Annotated in this window: 14 protein-coding genes; 4 read left to right on the forward strand and 10 right to left on the reverse strand. The window is 63.9% G+C overall.

The window, feature by feature from the left end; all coding sequences use genetic code 11:
• Position 1 precedes the first annotated feature (1 nt).
• The gene (locus tag ACLJOO_RS40605) at positions 2–1,015 is read right to left on the reverse strand and encodes a helix-turn-helix transcriptional regulator (protein ID WP_410793443.1); all 1,014 of its coding nucleotides are present in this window, start codon (positions 1,013–1,015) and stop codon (positions 2–4) included.
• Positions 1,016–1,069: 54 nt separating this feature from the next.
• Between ACLJOO_RS40605 and ACLJOO_RS40610 the strand changes: the two genes are divergently transcribed.
• Complete coding sequence (locus tag ACLJOO_RS40610) at positions 1,070–2,200, forward strand: epoxide hydrolase family protein (protein ID WP_410793445.1); 1,131 nt, start codon at positions 1,070–1,072, stop codon at positions 2,198–2,200.
• A gap of 37 nt (positions 2,201–2,237) precedes the next feature.
• On the opposite strand, the gene ACLJOO_RS40615 is transcribed toward ACLJOO_RS40610, so the two are convergent.
• The 3 genes from ACLJOO_RS40615 to ACLJOO_RS40625 all read right to left on the reverse strand — a co-directional run bounded on the left by ACLJOO_RS40615 (position 2,238) and on the right by ACLJOO_RS40625 (position 6,051).
• Positions 2,238–4,970: a caspase, EACC1-associated type gene (locus ACLJOO_RS40615; protein ID WP_410793447.1), complete on the reverse strand. Its 2,733-nt coding sequence runs from the start codon at positions 4,968–4,970 to the stop codon at positions 2,238–2,240.
• 3 nt (positions 4,971–4,973) lie between these two features.
• Complete coding sequence (locus ACLJOO_RS40620; RefSeq protein ID WP_410793448.1) at positions 4,974–5,330, reverse strand: effector-associated constant component EACC1; 357 nt, start codon at positions 5,328–5,330, stop codon at positions 4,974–4,976.
• 424 nt (positions 5,331–5,754) lie between these two features.
• Positions 5,755–6,051 (reverse strand): effector-associated constant component EACC1, encoded by a 297-nt coding sequence (locus tag ACLJOO_RS40625; RefSeq protein WP_410793450.1) that lies wholly within the window; start codon positions 6,049–6,051, stop codon positions 5,755–5,757.
• Positions 6,052–6,424: 373 nt separating this feature from the next.
• Between ACLJOO_RS40625 and ACLJOO_RS40630 the strand changes: the two genes are divergently transcribed.
• The 3 genes from ACLJOO_RS40630 (at position 6,425) to ACLJOO_RS40640 (ending at position 8,078) form a co-directional block, all read left to right on the forward strand.
• Entirely contained in the window at positions 6,425–6,826 is a 402-nt protein-coding gene (locus ACLJOO_RS40630; protein ID WP_410793451.1) for a hypothetical protein, read from the forward strand.
• A complete protein-coding gene (locus ACLJOO_RS40635; RefSeq protein WP_410793453.1) occupies positions 6,823–7,440 on the forward strand; it encodes a hypothetical protein in 618 nt (205 codons plus the stop codon). Before ACLJOO_RS40630 ends, ACLJOO_RS40635 begins: the two co-directional genes overlap by 4 nt.
• Before the next feature lie 227 nt (positions 7,441–7,667).
• The gene (locus ACLJOO_RS40640; protein WP_410793455.1) at positions 7,668–8,078 is read left to right on the forward strand and encodes a hypothetical protein; all 411 of its coding nucleotides are present in this window, start codon (positions 7,668–7,670) and stop codon (positions 8,076–8,078) included.
• On the opposite strand, the gene drmB is transcribed toward ACLJOO_RS40640, so the two are convergent.
• The 6 genes from drmB to ACLJOO_RS40670 form a co-directional block, all read right to left on the reverse strand.
• The gene (gene drmB / locus ACLJOO_RS40645) at positions 8,067–9,869 is read right to left on the reverse strand and encodes a DrmB family protein (RefSeq protein ID WP_410793457.1); all 1,803 of its coding nucleotides are present in this window, start codon (positions 9,867–9,869) and stop codon (positions 8,067–8,069) included. The two genes, ACLJOO_RS40640 and drmB, sit on opposite strands and share 12 nt — an antisense overlap.
• Entirely contained in the window at positions 9,869–13,048 is a 3,180-nt protein-coding gene (locus ACLJOO_RS40650) for a helicase-related protein (protein WP_410793459.1), read from the reverse strand. Before ACLJOO_RS40650 ends, drmB begins: the two co-directional genes overlap by 1 nt.
• On the reverse strand, positions 13,045–14,565 hold the full coding sequence (locus tag ACLJOO_RS40655) for an NERD domain-containing protein (RefSeq protein ID WP_410793461.1): 1,521 nt from the start codon (positions 14,563–14,565) through the stop codon (positions 13,045–13,047). The genes ACLJOO_RS40650 and ACLJOO_RS40655 overlap by 4 nt, the downstream gene beginning before the upstream one ends.
• On the reverse strand, positions 14,562–19,205 hold the full coding sequence (locus ACLJOO_RS40660; RefSeq protein ID WP_410793463.1) for a sacsin N-terminal ATP-binding-like domain-containing protein: 4,644 nt from the start codon (positions 19,203–19,205) through the stop codon (positions 14,562–14,564). The genes ACLJOO_RS40655 and ACLJOO_RS40660 overlap by 4 nt, the downstream gene beginning before the upstream one ends.
• A gap of 62 nt (positions 19,206–19,267) precedes the next feature.
• Complete coding sequence (locus ACLJOO_RS40665) at positions 19,268–19,555, reverse strand: hypothetical protein (protein ID WP_410793465.1); 288 nt, start codon at positions 19,553–19,555, stop codon at positions 19,268–19,270.
• A gap of 106 nt (positions 19,556–19,661) precedes the next feature.
• The gene (locus tag ACLJOO_RS40670) at positions 19,662–20,144 is read right to left on the reverse strand and encodes a very short patch repair endonuclease (protein WP_410793467.1); all 483 of its coding nucleotides are present in this window, start codon (positions 20,142–20,144) and stop codon (positions 19,662–19,664) included.
• Positions 20,145–20,217 lie beyond the last annotated feature (73 nt).

Genomic DNA, 20,217 nt, shown 5'->3' on the forward strand with positions numbered 1-20,217 from the left:
ACTACCTCCTGTCCTTAGGCACATCAATCGCCTTCAGGTAGCGCTCGCCAACAGTTCGCAGGTGGCTGACGAGGGCGGGTGGGCCGTCGACGTGGAAGTCGAGGCCGAGCATGCCGATGTAGACGGCAATCACCTCGAGGGAGTCGGCTCCTGTGACGAGAACGCTGGTGTTGTCGTCGACCGACTCCACAATCCCGACGGCAGCGTGGATCCGCGACAGCACCTCCTGCGCGGGCGCATACACGGTGATCCGCGCATGCACCTTCCACCCGGTCGACGCGACGTCACGCAGTACGAAATCGGTGTAAGCCTCGTCAGTCATCGGCCGCGGCTGATACCGCCGACCCGTTGCCATCCGCAACGACATCCAATCAACGCGGTACGAATGCCAGACCGCTTCCTCATCCCGCGCCACCAGATGCCAGTACCCGTGCCAGCTCACCAGCCGATACGGCTCGACCAGGATGGGCAGGTCCCGCCCAACCCCCGACCCGGCTTTGTACATCGACACGCCATCCGGTACGACGTACTCGAAGCGAAGGTAATGCTCGTCCCGGATGCACGCCGCGATCGTCGACAGTACGGCGGGATCGATCTCGGGAGCGTCGACGTTCGAGCGCGTGTTGTCGGGGCCCTTGTCCATCGTGTCGTTGATCGCGTTGACCTGCCGCTGCAGACGATGCGGGAGCACCTGCTGGAGCTTGGTCAGCGCGCGCACGCTGCTCTCCGCCATACCGACAACGCCCGCGCCGGTCCGCAGACCGACAGCAACCGCGACCGCCTCCTCGTCGTCGAGCAGCAGCGGAGGGAGCTTCGCGCCGACGCCCAGCTGGTAGTGGCCGGCCGGACCGCGCGTCGCGTCCACCGGGTACCCGAGCTCGCGCAGCCGATCGATGTCGTTCCGCACCGTCCGCGTCGTCACCTCGAGCCGCACGGCCAGCTCGGAACCGGTCCACGCCGGGCGCGTCTGCAGCAGAGCTAGCAGTGCTAGCAAACGCTGCGAAGTCTCCAGCAAATCAATCTCCCAATTAGGAATCTAATGTTCCTATACGGATTCTACGGTAGACCCATGAGCACAAACGAGAGCATCCAGTCCTTCACCGTCAAGATCGACCAGTCCGACCTGGACGATCTGCAGGCCCGCCTCGCGCGGACCCGGCTGCCCGAGCCCGCTCCCGGCGACGACTGGGACCTCGGCACCCCGAACCACTACCTCCGCGAGATGGTCGACCGCTGGCAGAACGAGTTCGACTGGCGGGCGCAGGAGGCCCGGATGAACGAGTTCCCGCACTACCTGACCGAGATCGACGGGCAGACCGTGCACTTCATCCACGTGCCGTCCGCGGTCGAGGGCGCGACCCCGCTGCTCCTGCTGCACACCTACCCGGGCTCGTTCGTCGACTTCCTCGACATGATCGGCCCGCTGACCGACCCGGTCGCGTACGGCGGATCCGCCGAGGACGCGTTCTCGGTCGTCGTACCGTCGATGCCGGGCTTCGCCTTCAGTACGCCGCTGGTCGACCGGGGCTGGACGATGGCCCGGGTGGCGCGGACCTACGACACGTTGATGCGGCGGCTCGGCTACACGTCGTACGGCACGCACGGGTCCGACGGCGGCGCGATGATCTCGCGTGAACTCGGCGTACTCAACCCTGAGGGCTTCCTCGGCCTGCACGTCCTGCAGCTGTTCTCGTTCCCGTCGGGCGACCCGTCCGAGTTCGAGAAGTTCACGCCGGCGGACTACGCGGCGCTGGAGCACCTGCGGTGGTTCCAGTCGGTCGGCGGGTACAACGCGATCAACTCGACCCGCCCGCAGACCGTCGCCGTCGGCATCTCCGACTCGCCGGTCGGGCAGCTCGCCTGGAACGAGCTCTTCAACAACTTCGGCAACGGCACCAGCCTGGTCACCCAGGACCAGATCCTCACCGAGGTCTCGCTCTACTGGTTCACGAACACCTCGGCCGCGGCCGGCCGCTACCACTACGAGGAAGCCAACTCCGGCGCCGAGCCGCAACTCAACCACGCCCCGACCGGCGTCGCCGTCTTCGCCGACGACTTCAAGACGATCCGCCCACTCGCCGACCGCGACAACACCAACATCGTGCACTGGTCCAACTACGACAAGGGCGGCCACTTCGCCTCCCTCGAACGCCCCGAAGAGGTCACCGAAGACCTCCGCAAGTTCTTCCGCAACCTCTGATCGAGAAGGCCGGCTCGCGATCTGCGAGCCGGCCTTCTCAGCTGTTCAGCTCGATCTTCCCGATCACCTTCGGCCCGGCGGTGTCGAGCACGAGAATGCCGTCCTGGAAGAAGTTGCTGACGTACAGCCGCTGGCCGTCCGCGCTGACGGCCAGTTCGACCGCTCCCCCAAGGTCGTCGGTCAGGGATCCGACGACCTTACGAGTGCCCAGGTCAACGACCCGGACGGTGTCGTCGGTGGCGTTGACGCCTTCGGCTCCGAGGATGTAGAGCTTCTTGCCGTCCGACGCGCCGATGCTCGACTCACTTGTCAGGGTGACCGGGTTCGGCCGGGTCGTCTCGGCGTTCGTGTTGATCACCGCGTACGACGAACTGCCGATCGCGTACAACGCTCCGTCCGGACCTGGGGCGAGGTCACGCAGCTTGGAATTCACCTTGATCGGGTCTCGCGCGGGCTGACGGGTCTTGGTGTCGATCACCGCGACCGTGTCCGAGTCCCGGCCGGCCACGTAGAGCCGCTCGCCCTTCTCGTCGACCGCGACGTCCGCTGGGTTCGGTCCACTGGCCAGCGGACCACCGACCGTCTGCATCGTCTCGGTGTTCACCTCGGTGATCGTCTGCGACTTGTTGCTGAGCACGTAGAGACGATGGGCGGCAACGCTCACCGTCAACTCGGTGGAGTCAGGCGCAACAGCGATCGGCTGACCGATCACCTTCCACGCGGCGACGTCGATGACCGAGACGGTGCCGGAGCCGGAATTCGACACGTACAACCTCGCTCCGTCGGACGACAGGACGATCTGGCCGGGCCGGACTCCGACTCGAAGTGCGTCGCCGACCTGCTTGCGGGTCGTCGTGCTCACCTTCAGGATTCGTCCGTTGGCGAAGTCGGCGGCGTACAGGAACTGATTGTCGGGACTCACAGCCAGTCCGACCGCGACCGGCGATCGGAGCGCGGGCGGTACGACGGCGAACGCGGCACCAGCCAGTACGGCCGGAGCCAGCAACGTTGTCGCGACCAACCAACTCTTCGTCGGCAGGTCGGCTTGAACCGGTCTCGTGACGGCGACGATGCCCAGCAGCAACCAGACGACCAGCAAGCCCAGCAACAGCGGGCTGAACCCGCCAGGCGGGTGGAAGAGTCCGATCCAGACTGCGAATCCGCCGAGCACCCAGCCGGCCATGAACGGTCGTCCGAGATTGAACAACGGACCGGCCAGCGCCAACTCGGCGCCGAGAACGCCGAGGACGGCCGGGCTCAGCCTGTCGAGGACATCCGGATTCAAGCGGTGCGGTCCATGCCGATACGCGTCGACCACCATGACGAGGATCAGGATCGTCGCCGCGGCGCCCAGCAGCACGAGCCGGAGCTGAGGACGTGGCCTTCCAGGGCGCCAGCTGACGAAGCTCACAACGCCCGCCGCCAACCAGGCAACATGGGCGGCCGCGAGCAGCAATCCGGGGGTGTGATTCAGGGGCGCGAAGACCAGGTTCGTCAGCCAACTGGTCAGCAGCACAGCACTCACCAGACCTGGGACCGACAAGCCCGCAACGAACGCGGTCCCTGCCTCGCGGAGCCTCAACTGTGCGATCACCGCGCACGTCAGAACCGCTGCAACGGTGATCGAGTACACCGTGTCGTCCAGCACCGCGGATGTCACCGCAAGCCCCGCGGCCACGACCGTCAGCAGGAAGACAGGCCAGTCGATCGTCGGCAGATGAAAGCGGTCGCGCCAGCGCCGTACGATCGCCTTTGCGACATCGCCGAACGTCGGTCCGGCCGCGCGCCGTCGTACCTGAGGTGATGCGACCGGCTGCGGTCTGGCCGGCGGCGGGGCGTCGAGGTAGGCCTGTGCAGCGGCGGAGATCGCCCGGCTGTCGTCGTTCGTCAACTCCTCGAGCTTGGCTCTCGCGGTCTGCTGAACCTGCTCATTGCTTGCCTGAAGCAACTGCCCGAGCTCCTGCAGGCCGGCCTCACGGAGAGGCTGCAGCGGACTGTCCAGATTCGCGGTGATCCGCGTCGGCAGGGTCCATCGGACATTGGCGGCGATCACGGTCCGCCCCTCGACATCGGCGAACTGCTTCGGCCGCTGGCTCGGCTGCTCGGCAACCACGGCGTCGTACACATAGCGATACAACTCGTCTGCGGTGATGTCGCCGTCCGCGTCCAGATCGGCCGCTCCACTGCGCAGGCCCTCCACTACGTGACGAGTGAACACCGATTGCGCCGCCTCGCCGTGGATCTGGCTGCCTTCGAACGCGTACTGCGTCGAGTCCGTTGCCGTCAGCACGATCCGGCCCCTCCCGCCGAGCTCGGTCTTCGTGTGCACAGCCGAATCCGCTTTCGCGAGCTGTTGCACGGCGTACGCGCCGCCGTAGCAGCAATCCAGGATCAGGATCTTCTGCCGCGCCGAACTCTCCGCGACGGCCTCGTCGATCATGTGCGCCGGGAGCGCGCTGAACCGCAGCCGCTCGCGCTTGGTGTTCTTCATCGCCAGATACAGCCGGCCGTTGTCGTCCTTCAACCCGTGGCCGCTGAAGTACAACAGCGTCAGGTCGTCACGTTCGGCCGTCGCGTAGAACTCACCGATCGCCTCGCCCACGCGACTGGTCGGCTGGTTGATCAGCACCTGCACCTCGAACCCGGCGATCGCCGGATCTTCGAGTACGTCGGCCAACGCCTCCGCGTCCTGCGCCGGCGTGTTGAGTTGGCGCAGGCCGGCGTCCTCGTACTCGTACGTGGCCACCAGCAAGGCCCGGCGACGCCCCACGACTCAGCTCGCTTCGTGCTGACGCAGGAACGCCTCGATCAACTGCGCCTTCTCCTCGGTCGACGCCGCGTCCACCTCGATCGAGTCCGCCCCGATCGTCAGCTTCACCCGCTGCTGCGGACTCCGCCGTACCAGCCAGTCCTTGAGAATGGCGACCAGCACCGAGACCATTCCGCCGGCCCCGCCCAACGCGACGGCCACCTGCCCGATCGCGGCCGCATCCCCCTTGCTGCCCTCCGGCGCGGTCGTCGGAACCGCCCTGGTCTCGAACTCCCCCAACTCCCGTCGCAACTGCCTGATCCCCCGATCCGCCCATTCCGGATCGTCATCCAGCAACACGACGTCCACCCAAGCCCCCACGCCCCACCCCTCCCAGGATCGTGCCCATGATCTCGCGCCCGACCCGATCCCGCAACGGTAAGTAGCCACCCGCCTCCCCTCCGCGCTCCCTTACACAGCAGTCCGCGCCCCTTGCACAGCAGGGAGCCCGGAGTGCTCACGCACCCCGGGCTCCTTTGGGCTCCACCCTTCTGGAGGGACGTCCGGGCAGAGCTTCCTCGTCCGGCTCGACCTCAGACCCGCCGGTGCTCCCACCAGTTCCGCCGCAGCCCCCCGACTCCACAACAAACAACCGGCCACCGAAGGCCTCCCCGAATCCTGCACCGCCCCACCGCATGCCGCATCGCAGTCCCTTCCCCCGGCCGGCTACCCCATCGGCCCCACCATCGACGCTACGCCCGCCGGTTCCGCCGGACAACGCCAGAACTGCCGTTCAAACGTGTGACTACCGAGGCCGGTTGAGGAACTCCTCGAGCAACGCAGCCCGCTCGTCGAACGTCGGCCGCTCCAGCTCGATCGAGTCCTCCCCCAACGTCACCACGATCTTCCCCGGACTCTTCCGCCGCTGGATCCAATCCCGCAGTACGGCGACCAACGTCGGCACCACCCCGCCCGCCCCCACCAACGCCACCGCGATCGCAATGGACCCATCGTCCTGAGCCAAACCACCCGGCTCCGCCACATCCTGCGTAGGCAGCCCCTCCCCAGCCAACTCCTTCCGCAACTGCCGAACAGCCTTCACACACCGCTTCTCATCCACCCCCGCATCCGCCACCACCCGAACCTCAACCCACCGCGGCTCACCCATCCACTCACTCCCATCAGTTGCCCCAGGCCCCCTGTGGATAACTCCCCCGCCAAGTCGTGCCCAACTCCTATTCTGCTGAGATCCCGACGGAAAGGCCCCCAATGCCCCCCAACGAAACCGAGCCCATCTGCCTCATCACCCCCACCACCGCCGCCGAACTCCTCCCCCACATGCTCACCCGCCTCCGCCTCGGCTACCAAGACCCCCTCATCTTCGGCACCACCAAACCAGAAGCCGTCATAGTCCCCTACGACCTGTGGCACACCCACATCCCCGGGCCTGTGGATAACTCCAGTCTCCATGAGCGTTGAACTTCTATCCTGATGACGATTCTCCACTCACTGGAAGGACAATGATGGACTCCGAAGAAACGCCGTACCTCCTCCCCGATGGAGACCGCGTCTGGGTCATCAAGACGTCCACCGCAGCCGGGCTCCTCCCACAGATGCTCGAACGCTTCCGCGCGAACCAACCCGAGCCCCTCATCTTCGGCGACGCCGGCCAACCAGAGGCCGTAGTCATCCCCTTCGACCTCTGGCGCCGCCTCGATGCTCTTGCCGCCGACGAAGAGGGCTTCGATCACGCCTATGAGGAAGTCCACCGTCGCCTTGCGGATCCTCAACCCTCGGTTCCGCTCGAGGAGGCCGCAGCCGAGGTCGGGTGGGATCTCGACGAGGACATCGATGACTCCGACTTCAAGCCGCGATGACGCAGTACCGCCTCCTGCTGCGGAAGGAGGTCATGCAACAACTCGCGGCACTGAGCCAGGCCGCAAAGACGCAAGGCCCTGGCGGCCTGCGCACGCGCGAGTTCCGCGGACTGCAGATCGGCCTTCGCGCGCTCGCTGACGGCCTGGAAGAAGAATTTGAAGGCAAACGCCTCTCCTATCACCGCCACGACCTCAGTGATTGCGCAGAGATCAAACTCGCGGTCATCCCCGAGACTCGCCACAACATCGAACTCGGGCCATCGCACCGACTCATTTATCGTGAGTTCGAGTCCGAGGATGGCGGCCTGCCCTACCGGCAAGTGGTCGCCTATGCGCACCGAGGAGACGACCGCCCATTTGAAGAGGCCGCATCCCGCCTCGGCCGTCAGTCGGGAACCCGGCTGCGAGCCGTCCGCCCATCCAGCACGCCGAACAGCCGCCCGTCCACCGCCGTTGCTCCAATCCGCCAGGCCCTCCCGCCGGACCTCCTTATGGCGCTGGCCGCAGCATCCAACGTCGCACCAGCCTCCGGCGCTACCAGACGCACGCCAACCGCAGACAAGCCACGCGCCATTCCACGCGACAGGTACGACCCACCCGGCCGCCAGCTATAGCGTCTGACCGGGAGCCGCGGGGAGGACTGATGGACCCGGCCCGGCCTCTCCTGGCTGCGACTCATGCAGGCTCGCCATAAAAGCTTCAGTCAAGGAACAAATCGAGCGGTACACCGAATCCGCGCTCACCGGCATTCTGACCTCGATCAACGACCACGGAACCTCGCTTGAAACCTGCCGACCGTTTGCTCCTCTAGGCTGGAAAGATAGCTGGCGAAGGAGCTCAGATGTCGACGGAGACACCACAGGATCGCCCGAACAGTGACTGGGTCAACGTGATCGATACGGCAACCGCGGCCTACAACCTTCCTCGAATGCTGCAGCGGTTCCGCGCAGGTCAGGCCGAGCCGCTGATCTTCGGCGACGACGGTCGACCGGAGGGCGTGGTCGTTCCGTTCAACCGCTGGGAGCAACTCGAGGAGCTCGCCGCGGATGCCGAGCAGGCCACGGAGATCCGTGCGGTCACTCAGCAGCGCCTGGCGACGAACCGCGCCGAGGACTACGTCTCGGTCGACGACCTCGCCGCAGACTTCGGCTGGAACCTCGACAGCGAAAACGAGCCGCCGGCCGCCCGAACGGCCATGCATCACCTGACCGTCGACCCGGAACTGCGAAACGAGATTCGCCTAGGCTTTTGACCGCAACTCGTCGAGTACGTCGCCCAGGAAACCAGGAACGCCGGTTCCGCCGAGAACCAGCTGGCGATCGAGAAGCCGATTGCCAGTTTCGCACGAGGTCTCACTGACCAATGAGCAGCCGTGGCAAGCCGACAAGTTCAGGCTGGACGAGCCCTGGCGGTCACTCTCGATGCACACCGGATCGTTCGAGCAGACATCGGCCTCGTCGAGGGCTGCGATCAACAACGGAATGAGGCTTTCCGGTTGTCCCAGTCTCACGAGGCCTCCAAGCGTTCCCTGGGCGTCGCCGGCAGCCGTGTAAATCAGTATCCCAGCCGTGCGATCTGACCGCTCGGAATTGGCGTAGATGCGCTCCTGCAAAGATGCAGAGGAGTAGCCGCTGTCGTAGGCCAGTCTACGTATGAGGAGGTGCGAAAGGGTGTGCAGCGCCACGAATCGGGGTTCCGGGACATCGAGCCGGGCAGCCCACGGCAACTCCGCCCTGCGTGCTGCGAGAATCGAAGCTCGCGCACGCACTTCCGGCAATTGCTCCCAGGCACTCATTCGCGACTCGTCGAACCGAAGAAAGATGCCCTCGCCGAACATCTCGATCGCCGGGTACACCGGTTTGCGATCGCGATCGGGGCCCAAATCGGCTTTGACGCGTTCAGCCGCCGCGTTGTGCCTCTGAAATGCCAGCAAGGCCGTGACCTCACGTACCCGTTGGACTTGCCCGAGGTTCACCAGCCGGTCGGTCAGCGCAACCGGCCACGTGGGCCTCGGCTCGACCTGCCATCCGTCCACGACGAAGTCGTCGCCTGTCCTGTCACGACCCAACTCGAGCTTCTTCAGGAACGCTGCCCATTCACCGTCCTTGAGATGCAGAAGGGGGGTCGTCACAGCCTTGCGTCCTCCAGCAGCGATCGCAAGGACTTGCTCGGCTGTCGTTCCGAACTCGTCCGCGATCCACCCCGCAACCATCTGCGCCTGCGGTCCGCCGCTATCGGCCACGACCTTGTCAAAGTAGACATGACTCCGAACGTTCGCAGCAATTTCCTCCGACCGCGGCGTCTCCTCCGGAATATCGAGAGCCGAAAGCCGCTCCGCGATGTAGTTGCCGGTGGCCCCCCTCTGTACCGCGACCAATCGATGCCGGCATGGCTGGGCCGGTTGCTCGTCGATCCACGGTTGAGTTCCTTTGCACTTGATACCGTCGGTCGTCAGGGCCCGCTCAACCACCAACTCGGCCAGGGAACGCGACCGCTTGCAGTCATTGCAATGCATTGTCAGCGCCTTCAGGCCCTCGCCGAGCTTGCCTGATCGCACAAGTCTGAGCTCCTTGTAGGCCTTGCAGAAACGCACCTCATCGGTCACGCCGGAGTCGTGCCCACGGTGAGTCCACATGAACCACGGAATATCTTGGAGATGGCTGCCCTTCTCACAGATCGCGACGTAGCGCATCGGCACGAGCGCACCTCCGCAGCCACACTTATTGACCCACTTACCTTTGTTCTTGCCGGTGAGCTTCGATACCTTCGTGCAGCGCTCGCAGAATCGCCACGCCGGGAATCGCCAGTAGGTGAGGCCCGGAGTCTCTTTGGCCGCAATACCTGCATGCGACGGCGCCTGCCGCAACTCACCGCCGCCAACGCGATCGAGCAAGCGCTTGCAATAAATCACCGGTGCGAATCTCTTGTCCCACCACGATGTGTCTGGAGCGATCAAGGACTCACCGCGGATATCGACAATCGCTCCGACGCCGAACGGTGCAACTGTCTCGGACAGCCTCAGGTCGTGCCGGATCGGTTCCATCAGTCACTACCTTCCATCGGCTCGCGCACCTCGATAGCAACGTTCGGCTCGACCGATCGCATCGAGTCCGCGACCAGCCATCCTTCACCGGACTGCCCGAAACGCTTCAACAGCGCAAGGTCCACGTTGGGTCTCCTGTTGTAGACCATCTCCTGGCCGGCGTGACGGGCGTCTCCTGCCCGTCTGTCCCAGTCGTTGAGCAAGGACCGAATCAAGGCGGTCGTCTCGTCGACCTCGGTGGCATCCGACCTCGCCACCAGCTGTCTCAGACCATCGACAGACTTCTCGATCGAAGACGCCAGCTGTCCATCATCGAGATTCATCTCAACCGCGCCGGTGTTGGAGGCCAGCATGCCGAAGCTGTGTCGCATCAACAGCACCAAGGCGCCTCTCAGCGAGCGCTCACGGGATGCCACCGACCACGGCGTGACGCTGGTGGGTTCGACCGTCCGGTACAAGGACTCGTGGTAGCTGCGGAACGTCTCGAAGTGCGAACGATCACGAGCACGGTTCGACCGGAACAATGTCGTAACGACCCCGCGCACATCTCCACGGCCGACACGGCTCGTTGCCTGTATGTACTCCGCTGTCGTCTTCGGTTGACCGATCATCAGCATCAGCGCAAGGCGCGGTATATCGATGCCCACCGACAGCATGTTCGAGGAGAGCACAACGTCGATCGCCTCATCCGTACCCTCGACACTTTGCCCGAGCTCGCGCAGGTCGTTGGGCAGCTCCTCGGGCCGGCGACGACTGGTCAGTTCGAGAACGCGATCCGGACGGACCTTGCGGTAGGCAAGCGCCAGACGATCGGCTCGCGCCTCGAGCCGGGCGTTCACGTCGTCGACCACCAGAGTTCCGGTGCGGCCGAGCTCGCGCAGGCTGTTGTGGTAGAGGACCGCCGTCCAGTAGTCATCCATCGATGACACGGTCCCCTTGCCGAGAACCTCCGGGAGCTCGATGAGCGGCGTGACAGCCGCAATCACCGCCGAAGCCTGCGAGACGGACTGCGGCATCAGGCCCACGTACAGGCGGCCCTCGCCCGATGTAACGGGGCGCGAGAAGAAGTTGCGGTCGTCGTCCAGCCCGGACGGTGGATACAGTGCAACTTCACGACCATACAGGCCGCGTACCTGCTCCTCGGATGCGCGGATTGTCGCGGTGGAGGCGACGATTTTGGGTGTACTGCCTGCTGATTCCAACAGACGCTGGATCATTGCGTCGAAGACCGCCACTGTGGTGCCCAGCGGGCCGGACAACAGGTGGAGCTCGTCTTGGATGATCATCGAAGGTAGGCGGAACGGCGTGTTCAGGCCCAATAGGCGCCCGGCTTCGGGATTGAACTGAAGCCGGGCGAACTTGTCGACTGTTGCAAGCAGAAACGTCGGAGGATTGTCGTACATGACCTGGTCGACGACCGCGACCGGCAACTCCTCCCTGAAAGGGCAGCCAGTGTTGGTACATCGGATCACAACGTCCTGGCCGACCTGCCTCATTCCGTAGTCTTCAGGATCGGGCGAGTATTTACGCGGGACGAGCGGAGTGCCGCACCACGGGCAGCCCTCGATCTGGAACTGATTGGCTTCTTCTGGCCTATTCGCCTTGTACAAGCGTTCCAACGCCTTCTTGGCCTCGTAGCGACCACCGGGCGTGACCTCGTTACCCACCCACAGGCCGATCGAGAACGGCGCCATGCCCTGAGCCCGCTCATCCGCAAAGCGATCGGGTCGCCTTAGCAACTCCATCGCACAAATCAGCGCCGAAGCCCGGTGAAATTGCTGCGCCGTCAAGAGGCGCAGCGTGTAACGCGTGATAACAGCGGTGCCCCCGCCGGCGATGCCATGTACGAGCCTCCGCCGGAACATCTCGATCGCAGCCAGCCCGAGGTAGGCTTCCGTCTTGCCACCGCCAGTCGGGAACCAGATCAGATCGACGAGCTTGCGGTCCGCGTGGTGTTCGTCGACCGTGGATGCGAGAGATACCAGGATGAACCCGAGTTGAAAGGGCCGCCAGGTCGGCTCGGCGACGTTTTCAGAGGTCTTACCCTCGTTGATCCTGATCTGCCTCATCTGCAGACGCATCGCTGCCATACCCAGCGCGAAGGCACTGCGAAGCTTGCCCTGATCTGAGCGGCGCAGCAGCTCGACCCCGGCATGCATCCGACTGGCGGCAGTTCTCGATCGCGCGACAACAGCCCCAGCGATCGGCGCAGCAGCTCCGAACCCCGCCACTCTGCTCTCTTGCTCCGCGACCCAGCTGGTGAACGACTGCACGAATACGTCCAGGAGAGCGGCTACCGCGTCCGGCTCGGTGTCGACACGCGCCAGGACATCGAGCCGAAGTGCCTCGGCCGCAGGGCTGCCGGACTCGAAGGAAATCGTTTCGACGTCAGGAACGACGAAGGACGGAACAGCATCCAGGAAGATCCTCTCGCACACGCCGCCTTCCGCGATCTGCCAATCGGCTGCCATGCCGTGCCCGACCGCGTAAGTCTTACGCTTGCGGTACCGCAGGCGTAGCTCGGCGGCCTCGGCATCGACATCGAGAGAGCCGGCCGTGTCGTACTCGAGGAAACGACCCTCAGGTCCGGCCGTCACAGCCAGCCGGACCTGATAGATGGTGCGAGCAACATTTCTCTTGGTGTCGTCGCTCGCAGGCGTCGTCACCCTGGCATGAACGGTGACGAGGAAAGCGCTTCCGAACGGTCGCCAGCGAGAACCGATCTGGACTGTGATGTCACCGACCTTCAGCTCACGCGGAGGCTCCTGCGCAGAGAGCTTGAGATCTTCGAACGCGAACGGCGAGCGCTGCCACTTGGGCGGTCCGTCGTCGTCGACGAGCGAATAAGTGCCACCCGCGAAGTCACAGAGAACGGTCGGACCGTCGACTACAAATGAGACGGCGACAGACGAAGGACGCCAGTCCTCGGCAAGCGGAACGCCCGCGTTGGCATCCTCGACATCTCCCTCGATGACGTCTGCGTGAAGCTTGTCGTCCAGCTCGACATCCGAGATCTTGGTCGGATCGGTCTGATGCAGCTCCGGCGGGTAGAGCATCCCGACCGTGTATTGCAGGTCCGGCCGTCCGTTGTACACGATCTCGTCAGGGCCTCCCTCAGGACCGACATACGCCGATCGAAGGTGCGCCAGCGCCTCTTGCTGTGCCTCTGTCAGCGTCATTCGGCCCTCATTTTGCTTTTCAGCAGCGCCTGTAGACGCTTCCTATCTGCGTTGGACACAACGATGTGTAGGCCGACGCGGGCACGCGTCACCGAGACGTAGAACGCGGCCGAACCAGCGTGGTCGAACGTAGCAGGCAGGTTGCAGACAATCACACGTTCTGCCTCTAGCCCTTTCGCATACTTGGGACTCGTACAGGTCAGCCCCAGCTTCGTCGTCACGGGTTCGGCCTGGGACGAGGCATCTACGATCCAGATCGAGCTCGGTTTGGCGCCGTCAGCAACGAGCTTCTCAGCGACCGCTTCGGCGGCCGCGACATTTGCAGGGCCGTCGACGGTGTGCCAGTGGAGCGGCTCACCGTGAACGATTCCGGGGTCGCCGACGTCCGCACCGAGATATTCCTGCACGATATGAACGATGTGCTTGGTGTTCCGGACATTCATAGGCAGCTCGAACTCGACAGCTTCATCGGCGATCAGCTCGAACACGTCCTCGTCGAATGCACCGTCCACATGCGCCTGATTGTTCCGATCGAGGAACAACCGCCAACGTCCGGTCGCCCGGCCACCCTCGACCACAGCGTCCAGCTTGTCCATGTCCTCGGCATTCATCAGATCCTGCGCTTCGTCCACGAAGACAGCCTCGTACGCTTGGTTAGGATCCAGCTCGCCGAAGGGCACGACATCGATCCTTCTGCCGTCGACAAGCGTCCTGAAGAAAGCTGACAGGCCGGGCGATCTGAACGTCACAAGGACCGTGCGGCCCTGGTCAGCCTCCTGCTTCGCGCCCTCCGCCAAGGCCAACGACTTTCCGGTGCCGGCTCCGCCGAGAACCAGGATGCGAGGTGTGCGGCCCAGTCCTTCGAGATATCTTGCCTGCCCGGCCGTGGCGCGGTTCTGTTCCTCCAACACGGCCCCACGTACCGCGTCGATACGAGGAAGGACTGTGAACTCGCCGTACAGCTTCTGGCGGATGTCTGGAACTCGCGCCTGCTTGACGCCAGGCCCAGGAGGCACGGCCTTCGCGGCGATCTCGTCGAGTCCTCGTGCAAGGCCGTCGACCGTCATGTCGCCCGCTGCCAGCCAATGTGAGGGATACCAACCGATTGCGCGCTCGACATCCTCGACGTCAGGAGTGATGACGGCGTGCTGGTCGGCGTACCAGCCGACACCTTCCTGGTGCAGGATGTCGCGGAGCGCAATCTTCGCTCCGTCGGCCTGATCCATCGGCGACTCCCTCAACGGCCGCCAGTCCTGACGTCGGTCGATCGTCCACCACTTCCCGTCGGCCTTCCGCACCCCTCCTCCCTTGATCTCAAGGACGACGACCACTCCCTTCCAGAGAATGACGAAGTCCGCTTCGGCCTGCTGCTTATAACGATGCGAGCGAAGCTTCACCGAGTGGAAGCCCACCGCGTCCGGACCACCGTCCACGTCATGGAGGAGCTGTGCAACCAGTCGCTCGGCGGCGCTCGCAGTGGTGTCGAGGATTGTCTTGAGATCCGGCGACAGAATCACAGCTCCTGCTCCTTCCACAACGGTTCGTACTCGCGGTAGCCGAGGAAGCGACTCATGTCGCCGAAGTCATCGGCCATGTCGACGATCAGACATTCGTCGCTCCCCCCGTTCGCAAGACCCCGGAGCCCTCGGCCAGCCATCTGGATATAGGCGTTCGGACTGAAGGTGGGACGTGCGATATACAGGGCCCGCACGCCAGGCGCATCAAATCCCTGGATCAACAGGTCGCAGTTCGCCAGCACCTGGATCTCACGGCGTTTGAACTTGTCGATCACTTCGCGCCGCTGTTGCCGACCGGTCTGCCCGCTGACCGAGGCGGCCCGACGTCCCCGATAGCTTAGCGATGCTGCCAGCACTTGCGCCGACAGAACGCTCGGCGTAAAGACGAGTATCGGCCATTTCGGATCCTGGCTCAGGATGTGTTCCACCAGGATGGCCATCCGGGCCTGGTCTTTGCCGAGCCGGTCCAGGACGGCTGGGTCGACTCGACGCATCCGGCTGGCCTTTTCGATCTCGCCCGGGTTCAGGGTTACCTTGATACCGGGCAGCACATCGTGAGCTACGCGGGCGAGAACCCCGAGATCGGCAAGGTCCTGATAGGGGTTTCCGTCGAATGCCTTGATGATGTGGTTACCGAATCTTCTGGCGAGCGCTGTCGTTGCCGACTCGGACGTTCCCTTGAACGGAGTCGCGGACAGGCCGATCAGCGGGCGCTCCCAACCCGTTCCAGCAATGCCCAGCAGGTCCAAGATCTTCGTGTACATCGGGGAGTTGCCTGCCCTGTGGCCTTCGTCGACGATGACGAGGGTCGCTGCCCTCAGCCATGCGTACTCGTCGTCCTCGAGGACCGAATTCAGCTTGGCGTCCGTGGCTACGACGACGCTGAACTCAGTGTCGGGTTCATGAACCGTGTTGCTCTCCCACAGCCTGCCGACCGTCAAAGGTCGCTCGTCGCCAAGGCCTCGCCACACGTTGCTCCACGTCTGAACGGCCTGCTCACACAACTCTTGCGACTGCGCTATCCAGAGGACGGGCCCGTGCAACTCGCCGTCGATGAACAAGCGCAGGACTGTCTCGGATGCGACGCGCGTCTTTCCAGCGCCCGTTGGCAACTCGACCATGGCCTTCCGAGACCGACCATCGGCGTTCTTCTGTGTGATGACCGACCGGAGTTCCTCACTGATCCCCTGCTGGAAGTTGTGTAGGGGATTCAGCTTGACCGCACCTGGGACGACGAACTCGTCATCCTGACGCTCCGCACGTCGCCCCGCGTACTCCGCACCGAAGCCCATCTGCCGAAGCCTCGAGATGGTCGATGGACCGCCTGCCCACTCGGTGGGAATGTCCGGAAATCCCAACTGTCGGAAGTTGGCCTGTAACTGCTTGACAGAGTCCGACCCGTAGACCGTCAAGAACAGGTTCGCGACCGAGGTCCTGCCGTCTACAACTCCCTGGGCTTCGAGTGCCTGCCAAAGCCCTGAGGGCAGCACCTCACGCAAATCGTCCGGTCCAAAGTAGACGTCGAGTCTCGCGGCGTCATCGGCCGCTGCGGTCGCCTCGATGCGAAGTGCCTCGAGCTGACGGTCCAGCCCTGCCTTGAGCACGGCCGAGAGGTCCGCATTGTTCAGCCTCAACTCGAATGCGTCATTGACGAAGCCGAGTACCTGCCGCTCGTCTACATCATTGACGACAGCGAGATTCGAGCCGTCGAGATGCCACCGAATCGCCTGATCCTCGACGCCATCCTCGGTGGTGACTCGTTTCGCGAGTTGGGCCACGCGAGTGACCGTTGCGTGCTCGACCCGATCAGCGCCCATCCTGCCGCGTAGGCCGGGATAGACATCGATGACCCGTTCGCTCTCCTGCCCTCCTTCTACGAGCACCGAGAACGAGAAACTCTCGTCGAACCGCCTGCACCCGACAAGATCGGCTACTTCTGCGATCTGGTCTTCTCCCACGCGAAGATACGGACGGTGCCGCGTCGAGAGATAGCCTTGCTCTTCGTCGGTGCTCGCTAGGTATACAGCATTCGGTGGGCGGGCCTCGAGAGCCTTCCGGACTCGGGCTGGGATGCTCGACGGATGCGCGCCAGGATAGGCAATTCGACAGGCTGCCATGACGAACTCCACAAGGATCGAATCCTTGATCGTCGGTGGGAAGATCTCGGCTCCGAGAGCATCCCGCATGACAGCCGCAGGCACCGCATCCAGCTCATCGGGGAGTTGTAACGCTTCCGCGACCTCGCTCGGTCCCTTCAGGAGCGGGAGCAGGCCGTCGAACTTCACAAGCGAAGGCGCCACCACGTCAGCCGGGTCCAGGTATCCGCGGTTCGTGTTGAGTCTCCCCGCGTGCTCGGCCGCCCAACGCACCGGTGACTTGACGGAATAGGTTCGCCCGGTGTCGAGGTCTTCGCAGATCCAGTCCTGGTCACCTCCGCCCAAGAGTCTTGTGGTCCACAATTCCCGTGTCGACTCCGAAGCCCCGGCGTCGCGCAGCATGAAGAGCATCGAGAACGGTCCCGGGCCGGATTCGAAATCCAGCTCGATGCGCTCAATGGGCCGCTCACCGGGCCCGCGCGGCTCATTCAGCGTCGACAACAACCACTGCTTGTAGCGGTCGAAAGCCGGTTCGTCGGAGACGGGATACGCCTTGACCGGACGGCGGATCACACCCAGCTGATGTGCGACATCGGGCAGGCACCTCGACCGGTCGAGTGTCCTCGGCTCGAATGCCGAACCGAGCGACTCGTCGATGTCGAACACCTGGCGCGGAACACCCCAGTTACCATCCAATGTCGGGACCTTGACCTTGTCGACCTCGGCCCCGAGGACCTTCACGGCAACCTGGACGGGAACATCCAACACGGCGTCCCAAAGCCTCGTCAGCTCCTCGTCCGTGCCATGAGTCGAGATTCGTGCGAGGCGTGCGGTGAGTACGGCCTTCGGGTCGAGATCGCCGAAACCTGCCTTTCGCAGATCATCCTCGACTCCCTTCTTCTGCAGAAATTCGGGGCTGACGAATGCCGCACCGTCGATTTCGATGTCGACCTCTTGGCTCAGGAAGACGACGGCCCTGTCGGCCAATGCACGCAGCCCCCTGGTGGTTGGGATGACCCTGGCCTTATCGATGTCCTTCAGACTCCGATGGGCGCTGACAACCCGCAGCGCGTGCACCGCCGAGATGACATCGTCACCTTCGGCCCATTCATGCAGCCAAACGAGGAGACTTCGCTTTGGCATGCTCTCCAGCGCGCGCTTGTCGTCCCTGCCGCTGGCGGAGACCTCGTCCACGGATGCCCCGGCCGTGAACATGTCACGAAGTCGCGTGATGCGCGTCGAGTTCGCGTAGCAGCGCCACGAAGGCACGTCATCACCCGTGTTCGGAGACTCGCTCCAGGCCTTGTGAATCTCTGCCTTGAAATCGACAGCGAAATCGAGGGGTAGTAGGTCTGCCGCGTGCTTCAGGGCTCCCTTCGCATCAGGAACAAGTCCTTTGGCAGCAGCGAGGACAGGGACATGAGCAATCAGGAGCCTGTCGCCGAAGCTCAGGATCTCGCGTCCACGAGCAGGCAGGTAGTCAAGGTGTGCAGCAACGTCGTCGTCGGTCCGAACAGCAGGCAACAGGTCCACGAACATCGCCGAGAGCGTTCCGAGAATCTCTCGGTTGTAGTCGTTGTGGAGGAGCGTCGTCCGATCATCGTTGACGCTCCAGGGCGCATTGAACAGCGCCGAGGCGGAGGTTCGGTCCTGCAACGGAAAGTACGACCAGAACTCACCGATTCGCCGGCGAGCCTGGCGCGCAGGCAGAGCCACGGTTACCTTGACCTTCTCACGTGAGACCGCCTGGCCGACCTCCTTACGTGCCTCCGCACTCGGCGAGTGCATACGATCCTCGACAATCCACTCGTCCCCTTCGCCGTCCGGCCCTTCGATCCTCAGGCACCCGCCGCCGAGATCACGGGAGATGTGGCTGGTCTCGAACGGCTCCGAACCGATTATTCGAAGCCTGATCTCGCGGACGTCGTGCACGAAGAGCAGGAACTCCGACGAGAAGCTTTCGATCTCCTCCCTCAGCCGACGGAGATTTGTCGCATTCGGAAGCTTCACAACGGTCGTTGCCCACTCCGCCAGTTCCTCCAGGATCGGATCCGCATCGATCTCGGCGACTGCGTCGACAAGTGTTGCCGTGCGCAGAATGGGATACCGTTTAGCCTGAGGCACGACCTTCTCGAGGGCCGCCTTGGCCTCCGACGAGTTGAACCGGAACGAGATGGACCGGCTCAGCACCTGTGGCTCGCCGGAAACTGCCAGAACCGATTTGAAGCCGAGGCCGAACCGGCCGATCTCATCTCCTCGCTTGCCGCTCAGGTATGCCATTGTGATGGCTCTCAGTCCGCTCTGCGAGAATGGCCGACCGGCGTTCGCGCAATACAAGGTCCCGTTCTCGACATCCAGGAGAATTTCGACTCGCCCGGCACCCAGCCCATCGCCGTTCTCTGCACCGGACAGCGCGTCAGCAGCGTTCTGCACAAGTTCAAGCAGAGTTCGGTGAGCGTAACCCCCTGTGCGAATCGATTCCTCGTGATTCGCATGCTCTGAAACTAGGTCGGGGTGAATTTCATACGACCGGATCGCGCGCATGAATTGATCCCTGACTTCCGAAACAAGCGCGGGGTCGGCGGCCCATGCGTCTCGAGCGTAAGTCATCTCGAATGCCCCCCAAAAACAGCATCTACAACCGTGACCTGCATGAACCTTTCTGCGTTCACGTCCTGACGACGGGGGCGTTGCATCCGGTGACGACGCCTCGGATCAAGAATCGGGCGCGCGGACGATGTTCCGCCGGCCTTGCGCACCAGGTCGTCCTCGAACTGCTTGCGGAACGTCTCCGCCAGCTCGGGCAACGACCGTTTGAATCGATCGGCCGCTGCCGCTGCTCCGTGAGTTCTCGCGAACTCGGCGAACACCGCGTACAGCTCTGGATCTGACATGCTCCGCTCCTGCGGTCGATAACGTACGCACGCTGTGCGCCTGAACCCGGAGCCGTGCGCTCCCCCGAGGTCCCCCGGCGGCTATATCGCGACCGATGACCGAACGTTACGTACGGTCACCCGGATTCCTCTCGGTAGTCAAGGCCCCGACGACCCGACGAGCCGCTAGATCAGGGTCCTCGTGCTCCCAGATCCGCAGAACAGTCCAGCCCGCATCGCGCAGATGAGCGTCGGTCTCGCGGTCACGATCGACGTTCTTCCTGAGCTTCTCGGCCCACCACGCCGCGTTGTTCCGTGGGCTGGTGCCGTGCTCGGGACACCCGTGCCAGAAGCAGCCGTCGACGAACACCACGACGTGTTTCGCACTGAAGGTGATGTCCGCTCTCCGGCGCGGCAGTCCGGGCAGCGGGTAGTTGACTCGATACCGATATCCGAGACGGTGGAGGCGTCGGCGCAGCTCGATCTCGGGCTTGGTGTCACGACGCGCCTGACGCGACATCCTCGCCGACGTCCCCGCCGAGGTCTCCAGGATCCGCTCGGCCGATGCAGGGACTCCTGCCGCCTCAGCAGTCGCGTCGTTGGTCTCCATTACGCAGTCCAACTTCTCACGATCTGCGGGGCAGTAGCACGCCCCGCGCCTACGGCGTTGCGAATCGTCGGGC

It is taken from the genome of Kribbella sp. C-35 (genome assembly GCF_046549195.1).
Lineage (GTDB): Bacteria > Actinomycetota > Actinomycetes > Propionibacteriales > Kribbellaceae > Kribbella.